This is a genomic window from Williamsia sp. Y712 (assembly GCF_059445525.1).
On sequence record NZ_JCAIUN010000002.1, the window covers coordinates 66,774 to 83,760 of the forward strand.

The 16,987-nt window shown below is 63.8% G+C and carries 18 protein-coding genes; 9 read left to right on the plus strand and 9 right to left on the minus strand.

The window, feature by feature from the left end; genetic code table 11:
- Nucleotides 1-4 precede the first annotated feature (4 nt).
- On the minus strand, nt 5-778 hold the full coding sequence (locus AC1D75_RS15105; protein WP_495516147.1) for a hypothetical protein: 774 nt from the start codon (nt 776-778) through the stop codon (nt 5-7).
- Nucleotides 779-988: 210 nt separating this feature from the next.
- On the opposite strand from AC1D75_RS15105, the gene AC1D75_RS15110 reads away from it, so the two are divergent.
- The 3 genes from AC1D75_RS15110 (at nt 989) to AC1D75_RS15120 (ending at nt 2,270) form a co-directional block, all read left to right on the plus strand.
- Complete coding sequence (locus AC1D75_RS15110) at nt 989-1,339, plus strand: cupin domain-containing protein (protein WP_495516148.1); 351 nt, start codon at nt 989-991, stop codon at nt 1,337-1,339.
- 80 nt (nt 1,340-1,419) lie between these two features.
- Nucleotides 1,420-1,800, plus strand: a complete 381-nt coding sequence (locus tag AC1D75_RS15115; protein WP_495516149.1) for an ArsR/SmtB family transcription factor — start codon at nt 1,420-1,422, stop codon at nt 1,798-1,800.
- Nucleotides 1,797-2,270 carry an SRPBCC family protein gene (locus AC1D75_RS15120; RefSeq protein ID WP_495516150.1) on the plus strand — a complete coding sequence of 158 codons (474 nt, stop codon included), beginning with the start codon at nt 1,797-1,799 and terminating at the stop codon, nt 2,268-2,270. Before AC1D75_RS15115 ends, AC1D75_RS15120 begins: the two co-directional genes overlap by 4 nt.
- Before the next feature lie 4 nt (nt 2,271-2,274).
- On the opposite strand, the gene AC1D75_RS15125 is transcribed toward AC1D75_RS15120, so the two are convergent.
- The 3 genes from AC1D75_RS15125 to AC1D75_RS15135 form a co-directional block, all read right to left on the minus strand.
- Nucleotides 2,275-3,222, minus strand: coding sequence for a phosphotransferase family protein (locus tag AC1D75_RS15125; RefSeq protein WP_495516151.1), 948 nt, complete (start codon nt 3,220-3,222; stop codon nt 2,275-2,277).
- Entirely contained in the window at nt 3,219-4,748 is a 1,530-nt protein-coding gene (locus AC1D75_RS15130) for a hypothetical protein (protein ID WP_495516152.1), read from the minus strand. The genes AC1D75_RS15125 and AC1D75_RS15130 overlap by 4 nt, the downstream gene beginning before the upstream one ends.
- 99 nt (nt 4,749-4,847) lie before the next feature.
- Nucleotides 4,848-5,252, minus strand: coding sequence for an NTP pyrophosphohydrolase (locus AC1D75_RS15135; RefSeq protein ID WP_495516153.1), 405 nt, complete (start codon nt 5,250-5,252; stop codon nt 4,848-4,850).
- An 81-nt stretch (nt 5,253-5,333) separates the two neighbouring features.
- Between AC1D75_RS15135 and AC1D75_RS15140 the strand changes: the two genes are divergently transcribed.
- A complete protein-coding gene (locus tag AC1D75_RS15140) occupies nt 5,334-6,320 on the plus strand; it encodes an LLM class F420-dependent oxidoreductase (protein ID WP_495516154.1) in 987 nt (328 codons plus the stop codon).
- A gap of 19 nt (nt 6,321-6,339) precedes the next feature.
- Here the strand turns inward: AC1D75_RS15140 and AC1D75_RS15145 are convergent, their stop codons facing one another.
- On the minus strand, nt 6,340-6,999 hold the full coding sequence (locus tag AC1D75_RS15145) for an SRPBCC family protein (RefSeq protein WP_495516155.1): 660 nt from the start codon (nt 6,997-6,999) through the stop codon (nt 6,340-6,342).
- 95 nt (nt 7,000-7,094) lie between these two features.
- Between AC1D75_RS15145 and AC1D75_RS15150 the strand changes: the two genes are divergently transcribed.
- Nucleotides 7,095-7,598, plus strand: a complete 504-nt coding sequence (locus tag AC1D75_RS15150) for a DsbA family protein (RefSeq protein WP_495516156.1) — start codon at nt 7,095-7,097, stop codon at nt 7,596-7,598.
- Nucleotides 7,599-7,627: 29 nt separating this feature from the next.
- Here the strand turns inward: AC1D75_RS15150 and nhaA are convergent, their stop codons facing one another.
- Nucleotides 7,628-9,034 (minus strand): Na+/H+ antiporter NhaA, encoded by a 1,407-nt coding sequence (gene nhaA / locus AC1D75_RS15155; protein WP_495516157.1) that lies wholly within the window; start codon nt 9,032-9,034, stop codon nt 7,628-7,630.
- Between the two features lie 118 nt (nt 9,035-9,152).
- On the opposite strand from nhaA, the gene AC1D75_RS15160 reads away from it, so the two are divergent.
- The gene (locus tag AC1D75_RS15160; RefSeq protein WP_495516158.1) at nt 9,153-10,700 is read left to right on the plus strand and encodes a carboxylesterase/lipase family protein; all 1,548 of its coding nucleotides are present in this window, start codon (nt 9,153-9,155) and stop codon (nt 10,698-10,700) included.
- 6 nt (nt 10,701-10,706) lie between these two features.
- On the opposite strand, the gene AC1D75_RS15165 is transcribed toward AC1D75_RS15160, so the two are convergent.
- The gene (locus tag AC1D75_RS15165; protein WP_495516159.1) at nt 10,707-10,952 is read right to left on the minus strand and encodes an alkyl sulfatase C-terminal domain-containing protein; all 246 of its coding nucleotides are present in this window, start codon (nt 10,950-10,952) and stop codon (nt 10,707-10,709) included.
- Nucleotides 10,953-11,298: 346 nt separating this feature from the next.
- Here AC1D75_RS15165 and AC1D75_RS15170 point away from each other — a divergent pair, with 346 nt between their 5' ends.
- From AC1D75_RS15170 to AC1D75_RS15180, 3 genes are read left to right on the plus strand one after another with little or no spacing between them, the layout of a single operon-like run.
- A complete protein-coding gene (locus AC1D75_RS15170) occupies nt 11,299-13,098 on the plus strand; it encodes an alkyl/aryl-sulfatase (protein ID WP_495516160.1) in 1,800 nt (599 codons plus the stop codon).
- 55 nt (nt 13,099-13,153) lie between these two features.
- On the plus strand, nt 13,154-13,642 hold the full coding sequence (locus AC1D75_RS15175) for a PH domain-containing protein (protein WP_495516161.1): 489 nt from the start codon (nt 13,154-13,156) through the stop codon (nt 13,640-13,642).
- Entirely contained in the window at nt 13,639-15,195 is a 1,557-nt protein-coding gene (locus AC1D75_RS15180) for a PH domain-containing protein (protein WP_495516162.1), read from the plus strand. Before AC1D75_RS15175 ends, AC1D75_RS15180 begins: the two co-directional genes overlap by 4 nt.
- Here the strand turns inward: AC1D75_RS15180 and AC1D75_RS15185 are convergent.
- Together AC1D75_RS15185 and AC1D75_RS15190 are read right to left on the minus strand one after the other, a co-directional pair.
- Nucleotides 15,188-16,072 (minus strand): AraC family transcriptional regulator, encoded by an 885-nt coding sequence (locus AC1D75_RS15185; RefSeq protein ID WP_495516163.1) that lies wholly within the window; start codon nt 16,070-16,072, stop codon nt 15,188-15,190. The two genes, AC1D75_RS15180 and AC1D75_RS15185, sit on opposite strands and share 8 nt — an antisense overlap.
- Before the next feature lie 79 nt (nt 16,073-16,151).
- Complete coding sequence (locus tag AC1D75_RS15190) at nt 16,152-16,967, minus strand: HAD family hydrolase (RefSeq protein ID WP_495516164.1); 816 nt, start codon at nt 16,965-16,967, stop codon at nt 16,152-16,154.
- Between the last annotated feature and the right edge of the window lie 20 nt (nt 16,968-16,987).

The following is a 16,987-nucleotide window of genomic DNA, read 5'->3' on the forward strand; positions in this document are numbered from 1 at the left end:
CGCCTCAGTCGGACGCTTGCTGAACGCCGGCCTGTTCAACTATCGATGCAGCCTGCTCGACCCAAAAGGCGGCATGCGCCTGGCCGGTGGCCAGTGCGGCGTTGACATCCCCGGTGGTCGCCAACACGTCCGCCGATGTGTTCGCGGTCTCGGTTGCCCCGAGCAGCAGTAGTTCGGGCGCTTGGAACAGCACCGCGGATGCTGCTTCGATGCCGTCGACCGCGGCGGCCTGCTGCTCGGTGGTGACAATTGCAGTTGACGGCGGGTTCGGCGTGATCGGTTGATTGAGTGCATCGAGGACCCTGGTCCGGCCGGTGTCGAGGTCTTGTCCGCCCGCGATCTTCATCGATTCGACAACGGCGACGGTGAGTGCGTTCTGCGCCCGGGGGAGTACCAGGGTCAGATCGTTCACGATGATCCCCGTCATCGCGGAGTGTGCCGGTTCGGTCACCGAATGTGCCGCAATGCCAGTCGATTTCGGAACCGATCCGGTGGTCGCATACGCTGCGGCGAAGACTCCGGGCGATTGGAAGGCGGCGATCGGCACGGTGGTCACACCCTGGATGAGATACGGGCAGATGAGACTGCAATACAGTGACTGATTGCGAAGCACGGTCGCTGGTATCTCACCGGTGATCACCACGGTGGGCTGGACCGCGAACGAAACAGGTTCGGCGGATCGCCTGGCGTCGGGTGACAGGGTGCCACCGAACGCGATGGCGCCGATGACTGTGATGGCCGCGGTCAGAGCAGTGAATACGCGAACAGTCGGATTCATCGGCCGACTCCTGAATGCATTGATGGCGGATGGGCGGTGTGCACTGAAATCTACGCTCGTCGCCCCACCATCACCCATGGTTCACACGTATGAGGGGGAGGCGACGGGGCGATTACCGTTTTGTGCCCGTCGATCGGATCGTGCAACGCTCAGGGTCCGATAGCGTGTTCCCTTGAGGCTCCGCCGCCACGATGTGAAAGAGGTTCGAGTATGGACGAGACTGATTCCACCCTGGACGTGCTCTCCGCCGAGCGCCTGGATCTGGCCCGCGACGACGCTCACGGACGCAGCGCCGACATACTTGTGCACGACGGGCCGCTGCGGCAGAGCTTGGTGGCAATGATCGCCGGGTCTGAACTCCGGGAACATAATTCACCACCTGCGGCCAGCCTGCTGGTCCTTCGCGGTTCGATCAGGGTCTCCAGTGGTGAGGGCGACGTTGTTGTCGGGGCGGGCGAACTTCGTGGACTGCCTCATCATCGGCACAGTGTCACCGCAATCGATGACGCAGTCTTCATCCTGACCACGGTCACCGGAACCGGTGAGCCCTCTCGTCGTTGAGCTGACGGCCTGGATGTATCGGGTTAAGTAACCAATACTTAGCCCTTGCGCTCACTGTTGCGTTCTTGATAGTTTGCCTTATGGCTCAGTATCAGCAGGAATTGAACGGCGTCTTTCAAGCCCTCGCCGACCCGACCCGTCGGGCGGTGCTGGGACGACTGGGTCAGGGGCCTGCCAGTATCACCGAGCTGGCCGAGCCGTTCGACATGGCGCTGCCGTCATTCATGAAACACATCCGCATGCTCGAAAGCAGTGGCTGGATCCGGACGCACAAAGCCGGGCGGGTGAGAACCTGCGCGATCGAGCAGAGGCAGTTCACGGTCGCCGAAAGCTGGCTGGCTGAGCAACGCGCGGTCTGGGAAGGCCGCACCGACAGACTCGAACAATTTGTCATGTCCAACCAGAGCGGCATCTCCGATCAAACAGACACTTCCGATGACAAAGAGGAGACAACACCATGACCATCACCGATTCTGCCCTCGACCTCACCGTGTCCCGAATCATCAAGGCACCGCGCGACGCCGTCTGGTCGGCATGGACCGACCCCACAAAGTTCGCGCAATGGTGGCTGCCTGCTCCCGCGACCTGCAAAGTCGTGCAGATGGATCTGCATCCGGGCGGCGCGTTCGAAACCGAGATGAGCGAGGACGGCGCCGACTTCTCACCACATATCAGCGGCTGTTTTCTCGCGGTCGACAACCTCGAACGCATCGTGTTCACCACCGCACTGGTCGCCGGGTGGCGGCCGGCGCGTGAACCCTTCATCACCGCGGTCATCACGTTCGCCGATCATCCAGAGGGCACAGAGTATGTGGCCACCGCGATGCACAAGGACGGCGCAGATCGGGAGATGCACGACTCGATGGGCTTTCACGATGGGTGGGGGACCGTCACGCGGCAGCTCGCAGAACTTGTCGAGCGCGGGGCCTGACCACTCATCCGGTGACAAACGTGTGCCGAAAGGTGCTGTGCGCGTTGTCCAGATACGCTGCCCGTCCCGGCTCGTCGGGCTCGTTGGTGTCGACGGCGTTGGTGTCGAGGGCGTAGGCGTAGTCCTCGATCCACTTGCATCTCGCCAGAAATGCGGCGCGTTCGAGAAGGCTGGGCTCCGCGATCACGGCGATGCGTGCGACCGCGGTTGCCGCGGTGGGTCCGAGATCCCGGTAGATCAACGCGATATCGCGGGCCGGGTCGGTGAGTGCCGCGTCGGTCCAGTCGATGATTCCGGTCAACGCTCCGGATGGCGGGTCGACGAGCAGGTGTTCGGCCCCTAAATCGTTGTGGCACAAGGTGCTATAGGTCGGGTTGGCAGGTGGCGCCGTGGCGAGGAACTGCCAGAGGTGGGTCCGGTGGCCGGCCGGGAGATAGGCGTCGATCCGGGCCGCGGCGGACGTCGCCTCGACAAGCCACAGCTCGAGCGGATGGTCGTCGTGCGGCAGATCGACCTCATCGGACAGCCGGTGCAGGGTGCGCAGCAGTGCGCCGAGTTGACTTGTCATGGATCGAAGATCGTGGCGTGTCGACGGATGGGGTGTCGAATGCAGGTATGGCTGTCCCGGCAGCTTTCGATAGATGACCACTCCTGCGACTTCATCGGTGACGAGAAAGTCGGGGATCGCCACGTCGAGCTGGGGTCGCAGATGTTTGAGCAGTCTGCTCTCGGTCGCGACGGCGACTGCCCGCTGCGGTGGGGATTGCACGTTGACGCGCACGATGAACTCGTCGGCAACCTCGAGCACCAGGTTTTCGTCCCCACGCGAGAGGACGCGATGACGGGCATCGGTCGCCCACAAGCGGTGCTCAGAACACAGCTTGCTGACCAGCAACCCGATCTCTTCGGTCGGCGGGGCCTTGGCGGACATCCATTCAAAGGTAGCGCTCACTCGTCCCCCTCGATGATCTGAAAGACCGGAGTCGATGTTTTGGTCGGCAGCGCAACAGCATTCGAATACGCCGTAGCCCAATCGTCCGGCAGATTCGCTTCGATACCCTGCCGGCGGCCGCGGGATTTCAGCTCCTTCATCAGTAGCCCGCCACTGAAGCCGAAGAAGGTCTGGGCAGTCAGATTTGTCAGGATTCGTGGGTCCTCCGGTCGTCGCGGAACGTGTTTTGACTGCCGTCGGACGATCTCGAACACCGTTGGCTGCGCGGCGCTGTTCCATTGATCCCAGCGCAATCCGCCCCAGTGCACGCAGTGCGCGACGAAGACGATGACCGGTATGCCGGGCCAATTCGCGATGACCTGCTCGGGCACCGCGGCCGCACCGCCGGCACCTTTCATGGCTTTCCATTCGGCCTCCATCCACTGGCGACGCATTTCGGTGTCATTCGCGGTGTCGAGGAATGCCTTGATCAGTCCGGTGTCCTGCGACAGCAGGGTGAGGGCAGCGTCGCCGGACTTCACCGTTTTACTCGTCGGATCGACGACGTACCAGGTATTCGACTCGAAACTCACACCCGCTCTGCGGAGGGCGTCGGTGACTTCGGGACCCTCTTTGGCGAGGTTGTCCATGACCTTGCGCAGAAGGCCCGGCGCGGCAAATCCTGGACCGAAGCTGAACTTCGCCGAGTCCCAGGTGTTGATCGAGGCCTGCGAACCCTCGCCGACCCCGAGTTCGTGCCAGATCGCCTGGTTCACCGCCTGGCGTTTTGCCGAGTCGGATGCCAGTCCGGAGGGTTTGTCGCCGGCATGGCTGGGGCCGACGTAGATGTAACCGCCGGGAACTCTGTCGGCCGGGCGGGGTTTCACCGTGCGAAGCAGGTAGTTCCCGGTCAGCAATCGATTTCGTCGGATCGCGTCGTACAAGGCGTCGATGTATCTCGGATCGTCGCGTGGATCGGAGCGCGCTGAGTCGGAGTTCGGTACACCGCCCGATCCCGTCGAGGCTCTGGGACCGATGATGGTCGGCCAGTTCGCGGCGTCGTGCATGGCCCGGAACTCGAGTGCCTGATCCACCGGAACGCCGCCGGTTCCGGGCGCTCGACCTTCCACCACATCGACGGCCGCCGCCAACCGCGCGTCCTGCTTGATCCGTGGGATGGCGAGGACGGCAGACCAGGCGGCGGGATCGAGTTTGAGTACCCGCATGGTGTCGACCATGCCTCTGACCCACAGCATTCCGAGCGAGATGGCGAGCCTGTCCGTGTCACCGCGAAGTAGCAGATCGCGCATGGCGGCAGACATGCTGACCGGATCACCGGTCCACGGGACGTGTCCCAGCGGAGCCTTTGACTGCAAACCCGAACTCTGGTCGTCGCGCTGCAGGAAAGCTTGGACGGCACGGTTGCCTGCGTGGTGTTGCAGGTGTGCGAGATTTCGGCCCGTGGGCGGTGATGCCCGCTGTGGTGGCGCCGGATGTCCGGCTGAGGTACTGGCCACCTTCTCGGTCGCCGCTCCGTGCGATCCCATATCCCAAGTGAACCCGTGAATCGCGCTTTCGCGAATCGTTCCCAGTCAGCCGTCAGGGCATAGATTGTGGCGCCAAAGGGCATCCGATCGCGCGGCCACTCAATCTCGGACGCTGCGCGGGCCGAAGATCTGCGCACCAAGTGTTGTCACACGATCTCGGAGTTCTCGATCGGCGGTGACCACGGCGCAGGGCCGGTCTGATTGGGCAGCAACGAGTTCGACGATCTGATCGTCGCCCGATCCGGGTGCGTTGACCACCTCCACGGTTGGTGACGAATCGATGCCGCGGGCCTGTCCTTCGACCACGAGGACGACGTGTGGGCGATCGGCACCGGTGAATCCACGCTCGCCGAGTCCACGCTCGGCAAGATCTGCCAAGCCGTCGCGAAGTCGTTCCGTCGCGGCTTTTCGATCCCGCCACCACCCATCAGGTTTGGATCCCACCACGTTGGCGGCGTCGATCACGATGATCGGTCGCTGGTCCGCGTTGTTGTTCTCCGGCATCGGTCCATTGTGGGCGCACGTCCGTCATCCGGGCCAGTCTGTGCGGAGGCGGCCGTCGTCTTCGCTGGCTAGGATCAGGGGATGCGATTCGGAATGTTTGTTCCCCAGGGTTGGCGTTTGGATCTGGTCGGTATCGACCCCGCAGAGCAGTGGGCGGTGATGCGCGACCTCGCGGTACGCGCCGACCAGGGCGATTGGGATTCGCTATGGGTCTATGACCACTTCCATACCGTTCCGGCTCCCACCGAGGAGGCGACGCACGAGGCGTGGACGCTGATGGCTGCTTTTGCCGCATCGACCTCTCGGATCCGGCTCGGTCAGATGTGCACGGCGATGAGCTACCGCAACCCGGCATACCTGGCCAAGGTGGCGGCCACCACCGATCTCATCTCGGGTGGCCGCGTGGAAATGGGGATCGGCGGCGGTTGGTACGAACACGAATGGCGCGCGTACGGCTACGGATTCCCCTCTGCCGGAGAACGTTTGGGGCGCCTCGACGAGGGCGTGCAGATCATGAAGCAGGCCTGGACCACCGGGTCGGCCACACTCGACGGCAAGCACTACCAGGTTGATGGCGCCATCTGCCGTCCACTTCCGTTGCAGGACGGCGGTATTCCGCTGTGGATCGCCGGTGGTGGCGAGAAAGTGACGTTGAAGATCGCCGCCAAGTACGCGCAGTACACCAACTTCGACGGCACCCCCGAAGGGTTTGCGCACAAATCGGCCATTCTGCGCACGCACTGCGACAACGTCGGAACCGACTTCGACGCGATCGTACGTTCGGCCAACTACAACATCGCAATCGGTAGCACCGAGGCCGAGGTGCAGCAACGACTGGACACCTTGGTAGAACGCCTGACCCCCTACGTCGGCCCAGAAAAGGCCGAAGCGTCGCTGGGTGCGTTCCGTGACATGCCGGGTGTCGGCACACCGGAGCAGATCATCGAAAAGCTGGGCGCACTCAAAGACCAGGGCTTGGCGTACGGCATCTGCTATTTCCCAGAAGCCGCCTACGATCTGTCGGGAATCGAACTCTTCGAAAAGGAAGTGATCCCCGCGCTCCGGTAGTCCCACCGGCCGACAGCGGCTAGGCGTCAGGGGTTCCGGTACCGAGATAGAAAGCGGTGGTACGCATCTCGGCGGCGCGAGCAAGCTCCTCCGGCGTCCCCGAGGCGATCGAGGCGTCGGCCCAACGTCTGCTGCTGTCCGACAGGAACGCCTGGGCCTGCTCGGTCTGCGCCCAGCCGGTGTCCTGAGCGGGTGCAGCGCCGCTGTTGGCGAGATGGTGTGCCAAGCCGAGTAGGCCCAGGTCCCATCCGATACCGACGGCGCCTGGACCGAACGCCTGCCACCGAAGGGGTTCGACGTCGGCGCTGTGCTCGAGAACAAGCCGCGAGCTGTCTGTAGTCAATGATTCGAGGCGGACGGACAGCTCGCTGACCTCGCCGCCGAACTCCCAACTGACGGTGAAGCCGCGCGGTGCCTCGCAGCTCTTGATGGTGCCGCCGGCGTTTCCTTCGATCTGGTAGGTGCCACCCAGACGTAGATCACCACTGACCGGTGCAAACCACCGCACCAGACGCTCGGGGTTGGTGCAGGCATCCCACAGGTCATCGATCCCGGTGGCGTAGGCCTGACGCAGTGACGCGACCGTTCGGACCGCCGATCCGTTGTCGGTGATGGTGACGGTGCGCGTCACGGCGTCGATCTGTCCCTGCGCGGTGGTGGCGAGATCCGGGTCCGTCATTGTCTGCTCCCTCGGTGTTGGTGCGATTGTGTCCATTCTCCGTTGTGGGCGCAGGCGGTCACAAAGGTGGTCGAGCACGAAGATTCTCTGTGAGAATGTTCCGGGTGATCGATTTCAATCCAGACCGGCACCGCTATGGAGACGCCGACGCTCCGGTTCGCATCGTCGAATACGGCGACTTCCAATGCCCGGGTTGCAAGATGCTCGCGCCCATTCTCAAACAGTTGGTCGATGAGTCCGGCGGCCGGATCTGCTTGGTGTTCCGGCATTTTCCGGTGTTCGAGGTGCACCCCTTCGCGCTGACAGCGGCTCTTGCAGCGGAAGCCTCGGGCAGCCGCTTCTGGGAGATGCACGAACAGCTCTACGCACACCAGGACCATCTCGACGACGACAGTCTGGCCGAGTACGCCGCGCGCGCGGGTGTTGCCGGAGCGGTGACCGGTCTGCAGGCGCAGCAGTACAAGGCGGGCGTCTCGGCCGACTACACGCGCGGCATCGACGAGGGCGTCCGCGCGACACCGGCGCTGTTCATCAACGGTGCCCGGTACGAGGGAGACTTCGATCTCGAGACCCTGCGTGCGGCAACAACCGACCGCTGATCGCGTCAGGGTATGGGTCAGGGTCAGGGTCAGCGGAGCGTGGGATCGAGCCACGGGCCGTCGGGAAGACTCGGCGGATTGTCGACATCGTCGACGCTGCACAGCGGAAGTCGCTCACCGAGATAGCGGAGCAGCAGCGACCCGATGATTGCGGCGATGGCGGAGCCGGCGAGGACTCCGATCTTGGCGTCCTGCCGGAGCACTGGATCGGTGAACGCGAGATCAGTGATGAACAGCGAGATCGTGAATCCGATTCCCGCGAGCACGGCTCCACCGATCAGATGGCCGTACCGCACCTGCCCGGGCAGGCGCCCCCAGCCCAGTTTGAGTGCGATCCCGGTGGCAACCGAGATGCCCACGCCGTTGCCCACCACCAGGGCCACGATGATGCCGATGGTCACCGACGACGAGGCAGCTGCGGAGATTGCGTCTGCGTTGAGCAACACTCCAGCGTTCGCCAGACCGAACAGCGGCACCACAACCAGCGCGCTCACCGGGTGCAGGGCGTCTTGCAGCCGTTCGTTGGCGGGCACGGTCGCGCGCAGCGCTGTCGCGGCCAGTCTGGCCCGCCGCGCGTCGACCCGCTGCAAGGCCAGCCGTCCATAGACCCGGACGCGGACCTGCTGTTCGGGTTCGACCGCGGCCGTCGGGATCAGGACACCCAGGATGACTCCGGCCAGCGTGGGGTGAAGCCCAGACTCGTAGACCGCCGCCCACAGCACGAGTCCCACCAGGATGTACGGGCGCAGCATCCAGACCCCGGCCCACCGCATCACGGCCAGCGCGGCGACCGCCACGAGGACAACGGCCAGTGCGACGAACGAGACGTCATCGGTGTAGAACACCGCCAACACGGTGATGGCGCCGATGTCGTCGACGATGGCCAGTGCGAGCAGGAAGAGCCGGATCTGGTCGGGACAGCGCGGACCGAACAAGGCGAGGATTCCGAGTAGGAACGCGGTATCCGTGGAGATCGGGATGCCCCAGCCGGCGGCCGCCGGGCCGGTCGGCTGGAAGGCCAGATAGATCAGCGCGGGGAGTATCAGCCCGCCGAGCGCGCCGAGCACCGGGACGATGACGGTGCTGCGATCACGGAGATCGCCGACGGTCACCTCCCGGCTGATCTCCAGTCCGACAACCAGGAAGAAGATCGCCATCGCCGCGTCGTTGATGATGTGCTGCAGATCCAGCTCTGTGGACCAGTTGCCCACTTGCAGCACCACTTCGGTGTGCCAGAACGAGAAGTAGCTCTCGCCGGGGATGTTGGCCCAGACCAGTGCGAGGACGGTGGCGGCGAGCAGAAGACCCGCACTACCCGACTCCTTGGAGAGGAACTGCAGGGTGCGTGGGGAGATCGGACGTCTCGTCGACCTGAGCCGCGTGGTCGGACCTGGACCGATCGGCAGTGCCGTTGCCTGGGGGTTGTCGCTGGGCATGGTGGATATTGTGCGCCAGTGCGTCGGCTTGTACCGGCCAGCACCCCTCGAAACACATACTGTGGATCACCTACTGTGACCAGAGCGGGCACTGTGGCGCCGAGCGGAGACTCCTGAGATGACTGATGATCGCACCGTGGTGAAGACCACGAATGGCCCGGTTCGTGGACTCGATGACGGAACCACCAGGTCGTGGCGTGGAATCCGTTACGCCGCACCGCCGGTGGGTGAACTACGGTGGCGTGCGCCCGTACCGCCACAGCCGTGGACCGATGTTGCCGACGCGACGGTGTTCGGTGCGGTGGCACCGCAACCGAGCAACCCCGTGATCAGACTCGGGCAGGACGTCATCCAGGACGAGGACTGTCTGAGTCTCAACGTCTGGTCGGCGTCGACCGTCGGCCCTGCCGATCGTCGACCGGTGATGGTCTGGCTCCACGGCGGCGCGTATGTCTTCGGATCGTCCAGCCAACCGCTCTACGACGGTCGTGCCCTGGTGTCCGGCGGTGACGTGATGTTGGTGACGGTCAACTACCGACTCGGCGCCCTGGGATTCCTGGACCTCTCGTCGTTGAGTACCGACCAGCGGACTTTCGACTCGAATCTGGCTCTGCGCGACATCATCTTGGCGCTGGAGTGGGTCCGCGACAACATCGAAGCGTTCGGCGGGGATCCCGATCGGGTGACGCTGTTCGGTGAATCGGCAGGCGGTTCGCTGGTCACCACCTTGTTGACCATTCCGTCGTCGCGTGGGCTTTTCGCCAGGGCGATCGCTCAGAGCGCCCCGGCGACATCGGTGTACGACAGCGCTCGCGCGGCACGGGTGGCCGGGATGTTCTTGGAGAAGGTGGGGGTCGAGGCGGACGACGTCGCGGCGTTGGCCGACCTCGATGTGGACCGAATCGTCGCGGCGGGTCAGGCGTTGTTCAACGATGTACCGGCCAGCTCGCCGGGCACGCTGGCGTTTGCGCCGACGGTCGATCGTGACCTCTTGCCGGACTACCCGTTGGCCGCCTATCGCGGGGGGAAGTCCCATCCGGTTCCTCTGATCATCGGAACCAACAAAGATGAAGCATCCCTGTTCAAGTGGATGAAATCGCCGCTGATGCCGATCACGCCGGACGCGATTCGGTCGATGTTCGCCGAGATCGCCACTGAACAGCCAGGATTGACCCTGCCGACTGAAGCCGAGATCGGGTCGGCCTACACGGGGATGAAACTCAAGGCCGCAGGCCTCGCGGTGGCGCGGGACATCGGGTTTCGGATGCCGACGCTGTGGCTGGCCGACGGACACAGTGCGGTGGCTCCGGTGTACCTGTACCGGTTCGACTGGGCCACACCGATGTTGCGGGCGCTCCGAGTCGGAGCCACACACGCCACCGAGTTGCCGTACACGTGGGGAAATCTGGTGATCGGCAGCAAAGACATCACCTTCAAACTCGGTGGGATGAAGGTGGGTAAGGCGTTGTCTGCCCGCATGCTGAAGCGATGGGTGTCGTTCGCCATCGAGGCCATTCCGAACGGGCTGCCCGGTGATCCGGAATGGCCACCCTACGAACCCGGACGGCGCGCGACGCTGGTGATCGATCGATCGGATTCGATCGTCGACGACCTCGACAAAGAATTGCGCGAAGCCTGGGGCGACGACGTCTTGAATTTCTTGTGACCGCTGCTACGGGGTCACGATCGGGAACGCCGGATCGAACTCATCGACGACGTCGGCCAGAGTTGACAATGCTGATTGATCGCCGCCGAATGCGACGACCCCCGCTGTGGCGATCTCTGGCGCTGTATCAGGCCGAAGCAGGAGCGCTGTCAGCGCTTGTTTGGGGCCGGCGACGGTCAAATCGCATTGTCCTGTGGTCGTTGCCGGGCGTTGAGAACACCGCGTTTGACATAGCCATGCAGGCGTCCTCAAAAGTTTGCCTCACCTTTTCCGATCTGTCGCGATAACCGGATATTCGTTCGACAACAATTGATTATCTATTATCGCTACGACACCGATCGTCGAACGGTCTCGAGGGTGGGCGGACGGAAGTTCGAAACATGCTGGTCTGCAGGCGAAGTCAAGGTTGCGGTCGGTCGTACGGTAGGTTGCCGGGCCGATTCGGGCGGTATACCTGAGATGAATGCGGGATCAATATGAACTTTCCGACTCGATATAGCGCTTTGGCGATGTTGCCTGCGCAGTGAGTGATATTTTTTGCCACACGGCCGTTTCGGCGGTCCACAAAGGTCGATCACCAGCTTTTCGAGGAGTGCCGATGTCTGCTGACTTTGCCGATCGCACTGACTTCACCAACGCCAATCGCGGCCTGGTCGCAGTGTTGGAACCCGCGCAAGTGCACGCCGCTGATGGTCGCGTGGTTTACGACGCGGCCGGTTTTGCATCTGCAACGAGTGGGGATTGCCCGGACACCGCGAATCCGAGTCTGTGGCGCCAGGCGCAGCTGACCGCGATTCACGGGTTGTTCGAGGTCACCGGCGGCATCTACCAGATCCGCGGCTACGACCTGTCGAACATGACGATCGTCGAGGGCGACGTCGGGGTGGTCGTGATCGACCCACTGGTGTCTGCCGAATGTGCGGCGGCGGGGCTCGCGCTGTACCGGGAGCACCGCGGCGACCGTCCGGTCAGCGCTGTCATCTATACGCATTCGCACATCGACCACTTCGGCGGTGTGCTCGGTGTGGTCGATGCCGATACCACTGTCCCGATCGTCGCACCCGAGCATTTCCTGCAGCACGCGGTCTCCGAAAACGTCTACGCCGGCGGCGCGATGCTGCGACGTGGGATGTTCCATACCGGGATCGTGCTCCCCGTGGGTGCAACCGGCACTTTGGGTGCGGGACTCGGACCGAGCACTTCGAATGGGACGGTCGGGCTCATTGCACCCACCTTGGACATCACGCACACCGGTCAGGAGGAGACCTTCGACGGGGTGCGGATGATCTTTCAGGTCACGCCAGGCACCGAAGCCCCGTCGGAGATGAACTTCTACTTCCCCGACCATCGCGCACTGTGCCTGGCGGAGAACGCAACTCACAACCTGCACAACCTCCTCACGCTGCGCGGTGCGGAGGTGCGCGATGCCCGCAACTGGTCTCGCTATCTCGCCGAGGCGATCGAGATGTTCGCCTATGAGTCCGATGTCGCGTTCGCCTCGCATCACTGGCCGACGTGGGGCACGAATGAGTTGATCCGGTACCTCACCGAGCAGCGCGATCTCTACGCCTACCTACACGATCAGACGTTGCGTCAGGTGAACCAGGGATTGGTCGGCACCGAGATCGCCGAGAACTTCCAGATGCCACCCGCCCTGGACGCCGCGTGGCACACCCACGGGTATTACGGCTCGGTCAGCCACAACGTCAAAGCGATCTACCAGCGCTATCTCGGTTGGTACGACGGCAACCCGGCGCATCTGTGGCAGCACCCACCGGAGGGTGCCGGTGCCCGGTACGTCCGGGCGATCGGGGGGATCGATGCGACCGTCGCACAGGCGAAGGGGTTTGCCGATGAGGGTGATCTGCGTTTCGCTGCCGAGCTGGCGAGTCACGCGGTGTTCGCCGAGCCGGACCACGCCGGCGCGAAGGCGGTGTTGATCGACGTCCTGACGCGCCTGGGCTACGGCTCGGAGTGCGCGACGTGGCGGAACAATTTTCTGGTCGGTGCGAGCGAGGTCGACGGTCCGACACATCCCGCCGAAGTCAGCGCGGCGGGCATGGCCACCGCACTCACCGTCACGCAGGTCTTCGACAGCATCGCCATCCGCGTCAACGGACCCCGAGCCTGGGACGTGACGGCGCGAATACGCTGGCACTTCACCGATCTCGACGAAACGTACCGGATGGAACTCTCCAACGGCGTCCTGATCCACTACCCGACGCGCCGGACCGACCCGGCCGACCTGGTGGTGACACTGACGAAGCCGCAACTACTCGGCTTGCTGGCCGGTGCCGGTACCGACGGCATCACCCTGGACGGCGACGCGACGGTGATCAGCAGGATCGTCGGACTGACCGACGAACCCGACCCCGGATTTGCGATCGTCACCCCGTGATCGCGTGAGCGCCTCCTGAATTTGCCTCAGCGCCAGAACGAATAGGCTGTGCGGCATGGACCGCGCGCCACGAGCACCACGAAATCGCATCGATCCGCGGGCCCGGTTGTACTGGTTGATCGAGTGTGGTCTCTGGTTGCTCGTCAGTGTGATCGCGCTCCTGCTGCCTGCGATCATCTGGACCTCTGTGCGTCCCGGCTTCCTGATCGCCTTCGCCGTCGTCGGGTTGGTGCTCCTGTGCTGGTCGGCGACGATGCCGATCCTGCGGTACCGGGTCCACCGCTGGGAGGCAACGAACACCGCGGTCTACGCAAAGACGGGATGGCTCTCACGGGAGTGGAAGGTCGCACCGCTGTCGCGGATCCAGTCGGTGGAGGCCAAACGCAATCCACTGCACCAACTGCTGGGGTTGGCGCAGGTCTCGGTGACAACGGCATCCGCCCACGGCGACATCATCATTCAGGGACTCGACAAGGACGTTGCCGACAACCTGGTCGCCGAGCTGACCGTGGCCACCGAGGGAACCGTCGGAGATGCCACGTGAGTGAAGTCCCAGTCCAAGGGTTTCCGGCAGAGGAAGACTGGCAGCGCCTCGACAGCGGGATGATCGGCGCAGCGTTGATCCGGATGGTCATCCTCATCGCTCCGGTGGCGTTCGGGTGGGTGGTTCTGGGACAACGTGATCCGTCGGTCGCAGGCACGCTTGTCGTTCTGACCGTGATGGCGGTGCTGGTGCCGAGTTTCTACATCTTGCAGTACCTGCGATTTCGATATCGGCTGACCGCCACGGAACTCCAGATCACCTCAGGCCTGTTCGTCCGTCGTACACAGCGGATCCCGCTGCACCGGATCCGGACCGTGGACATCATCGCCAAACCTGTTCTGCGTCTGCTGTCGCTGGCGATCGTCACCATCGGAACGGGGGAGCAGGTCACGGCGCGGAACACCGCACTGCGTCTGGATGCGGTGAGTACATCCGTTGCGGCCGCGCTCCGCGCGGAACTGCTGGGGGCAGCCGGGATGCGCCGCGCCGGTACCTACGGCGCTGGTACAGACAGCGCTGAACCACGTGGCGCCGAGACGGCATCGGTTGATTCTGTGCCGGTGGTACTGCGGTTGCGGTGGGTGTGGATGGTCTACGCAATAGTCGGCGTGTGGTCGCTGGTTGCTCCGGCCGCGGTTTTCGGATTTGCATACCAGGGCCTGCAGGTTCTGGGTCGCAGGCCCGACACCGTTGTGGGCTGGTACTTTTCGGAGTACCTCGAGCAGGTGTCGTTCGCGCTGTGGTTTCTCACGACCGTCGGGCTCTTCGTGCTGATCGGTGTGGTCGGGGCGGCGGCGCTGTTTGTCGAAGCCTGGTGGAACTACACGCTCGTGTACGAACAGCACGGACGGTTTGTGGCCACCCGAGGATTGCTGACCACGCGCTCGTTCACCGTCGATCAGTCCAGACTGCGTGGCGTGACGGTGTCCGAGGCACTGACGACCAGACTTCTCGGAGGGGCTCGGCTCGTCCCGATTCTCACGGGTGTCAGCGCGGATCAGCAGAACACCAAATCGGGGGTGTTGGTGCCGACGACCACCCGCGACGTGCCGATCGTGTTGGCCAACACCTTGTTGTCGCAGCCGGTGCTCAGTGACGAGCGACTCGGACATCATTGGCTGCACCGGCATCCGCGGGCAGCGCAGCGGCGCATCATGTTCCGCTACCTCATGCCCGTGGTTGTCGCTGCGGCCGCGCTGGCCGTGGCCGTCTACCTGTGGTCTTGGCCGCCCGCGCTGTTCGTCATACCGGTGGTGGCTGCTGCGGCGCTCTATCCGGCGGCCATCGGAAACTTTTCCGGTCTCGGCCATCGGATCGAGGATGGCTACCTGTTCAGCAGGCGCGGATACTTCTTTCGGAGGTTCGACGCTGTGCAATTGCGTGGCGTGAGCGGCGTTGCGATGTGTCAGACGATCTTTCAACGACGGCTCGGTTTGGCGTCGGTCATCGCAACCACGGCCTCGGGCGAGAAGGCTTATCACGTGGTCGACGTCGACCTGGCGACCGCGACGGATCTGGCGGTCGCACTTGGTGGCCGTGTGTTCGTCAGCTGAGCGCGGCCGGGCTGTGGTCCTGGGCTGGTTCGATGGGCAGCCACAATTCCCCGGTGCCGGTCTGCTTGTCGTCGGAGAGTTCGACCTTGACCATCTCGGGCCCATCAATGAGCCGGAACGGGTTGGCGGGAAACCACTCTGAGTACGCGGCAGGCCACAGTTGTTGCAGGGACTCGGGAAGTGGGCCGGAGGATTCGAAAACAACCCACAGGCCGGCCGCGACATCAAGGGTGTCGAGGCCTTCTGGGGCGGGCCGACTCGTGGCAATCGCGTGGTAGTAGTCGATTTCCGTTCCCTCGGCGCGAGTCTCGTCGAAGTCCGTGCAAACGGAGACGATTCCGTTCGGTTCCTGATCGCCGATTTCGGTGAGGATCTTGTCGAGCGAGTCGGGGATGCTGCGTTCGAATTCGATGATCGCCGGGTTGCCTCCGGAGTACACCAACGGGATTCGGCGTTTGCGTCCGACGATCCGGAACGCATCCTTCTGAACAAGGCGGTATTGCATGTCTGTACGTCCTTCGATTGTCAGGTGAAAGGTCAGTCGCGGCTGGGAACGCAGGCGAGTACCGGGTTGTCTCGCCTCGACGGGGCCCACGCCATGCATCCGTTTGAAGGCCCGCGTGAAGGCATCGGCGGACGAGTAGCCATACCGCACGGCGATGTCGATGACGGACTCTGTGCCGCCAACCACAGCTGCAGTGGCAACCGTGAGCCGACGACGGCGGATGTAGTCGGACAACGACATTCCGGCGAGTGCGGAGAAGACCCGCCGAAAGTGATGCTCGGAGGTCAGCGCCAGGCGAGCCAGGTCGGACACGTCGATGACACCGCCGAGATTGTCTTCGATGGCGTCCATTGCGCGATTCCAGCGTTCCATGGGATTCACGCTAGCGGCGCAGGTAGACCTGCCGCCCGACAATCTGTGCCCGGATCTATCGGGTCGATCGGGACCTGCGTCAGCGGCCCGCGACGAGAGATTCGAGGTAGACCGCGACACCGTCGTCGTCGTTGCTCGGCAAGACCGCGTCGGCAACTGTGAGTGTGTCCGGGGCCGCGTTCGCCGGACACAGTGCGACCCCGGCCCAGTGCAGCATGGGCAGATCGTTGATCGCGTCGCCACAGGCGGCGACTTCGGACGGATCGATACCCCACTGGGTGCACAGGCGCGACAGTCCGGTGGCCTTCGAGACACCGTCGGCTGCCATCTCGAGATACGGGGCGCCGGAATGGGTGGGGGTCACCTGCGGCATGCCTGCCGCGGCGACCGTGCGGAACAAGTGTTCACTGGTCACCTCGGGATGTCGGGCGACGATTTTCACGATCGGTTCGGTGTCGAGCACGGACGAATCAGACAGCTCCATCGTCGCCGGGTCGCGATGATGATCGGTGAACTCGCACAACGCCGCGTAATCGGGATCGGCAACAAACCTGGTGGGTCCGACGGAAGCGAAGACCGTTCCGGGGACCAGCGCCCGCACCCGCGACATCGTGTCGTGCGCGATGTGTACCGGTAATGGTTGTACGTCGATGACTTTCGGGGTGCCGTCGGCGAGGTCGAGGAGGACCGCGCCGTTGGCCGCCACCGCGAATCCGCGGAAGCCGCAGGAGGCCGCCAACGTGTGGACCGAGTGCTGCGCACGGGCGGTCGCCCACACCACGATGATGCCCGTCTCGGCTGCCGCGGCCATCGCCGACGCCGTTCTCGCGCTCACCGCTCGGTCGGAGTTGAGAAGTGTTCCATCGAGGTCGGTTGCCACCAGGCGAATGCTCACTCGTACATGATGCCAACACA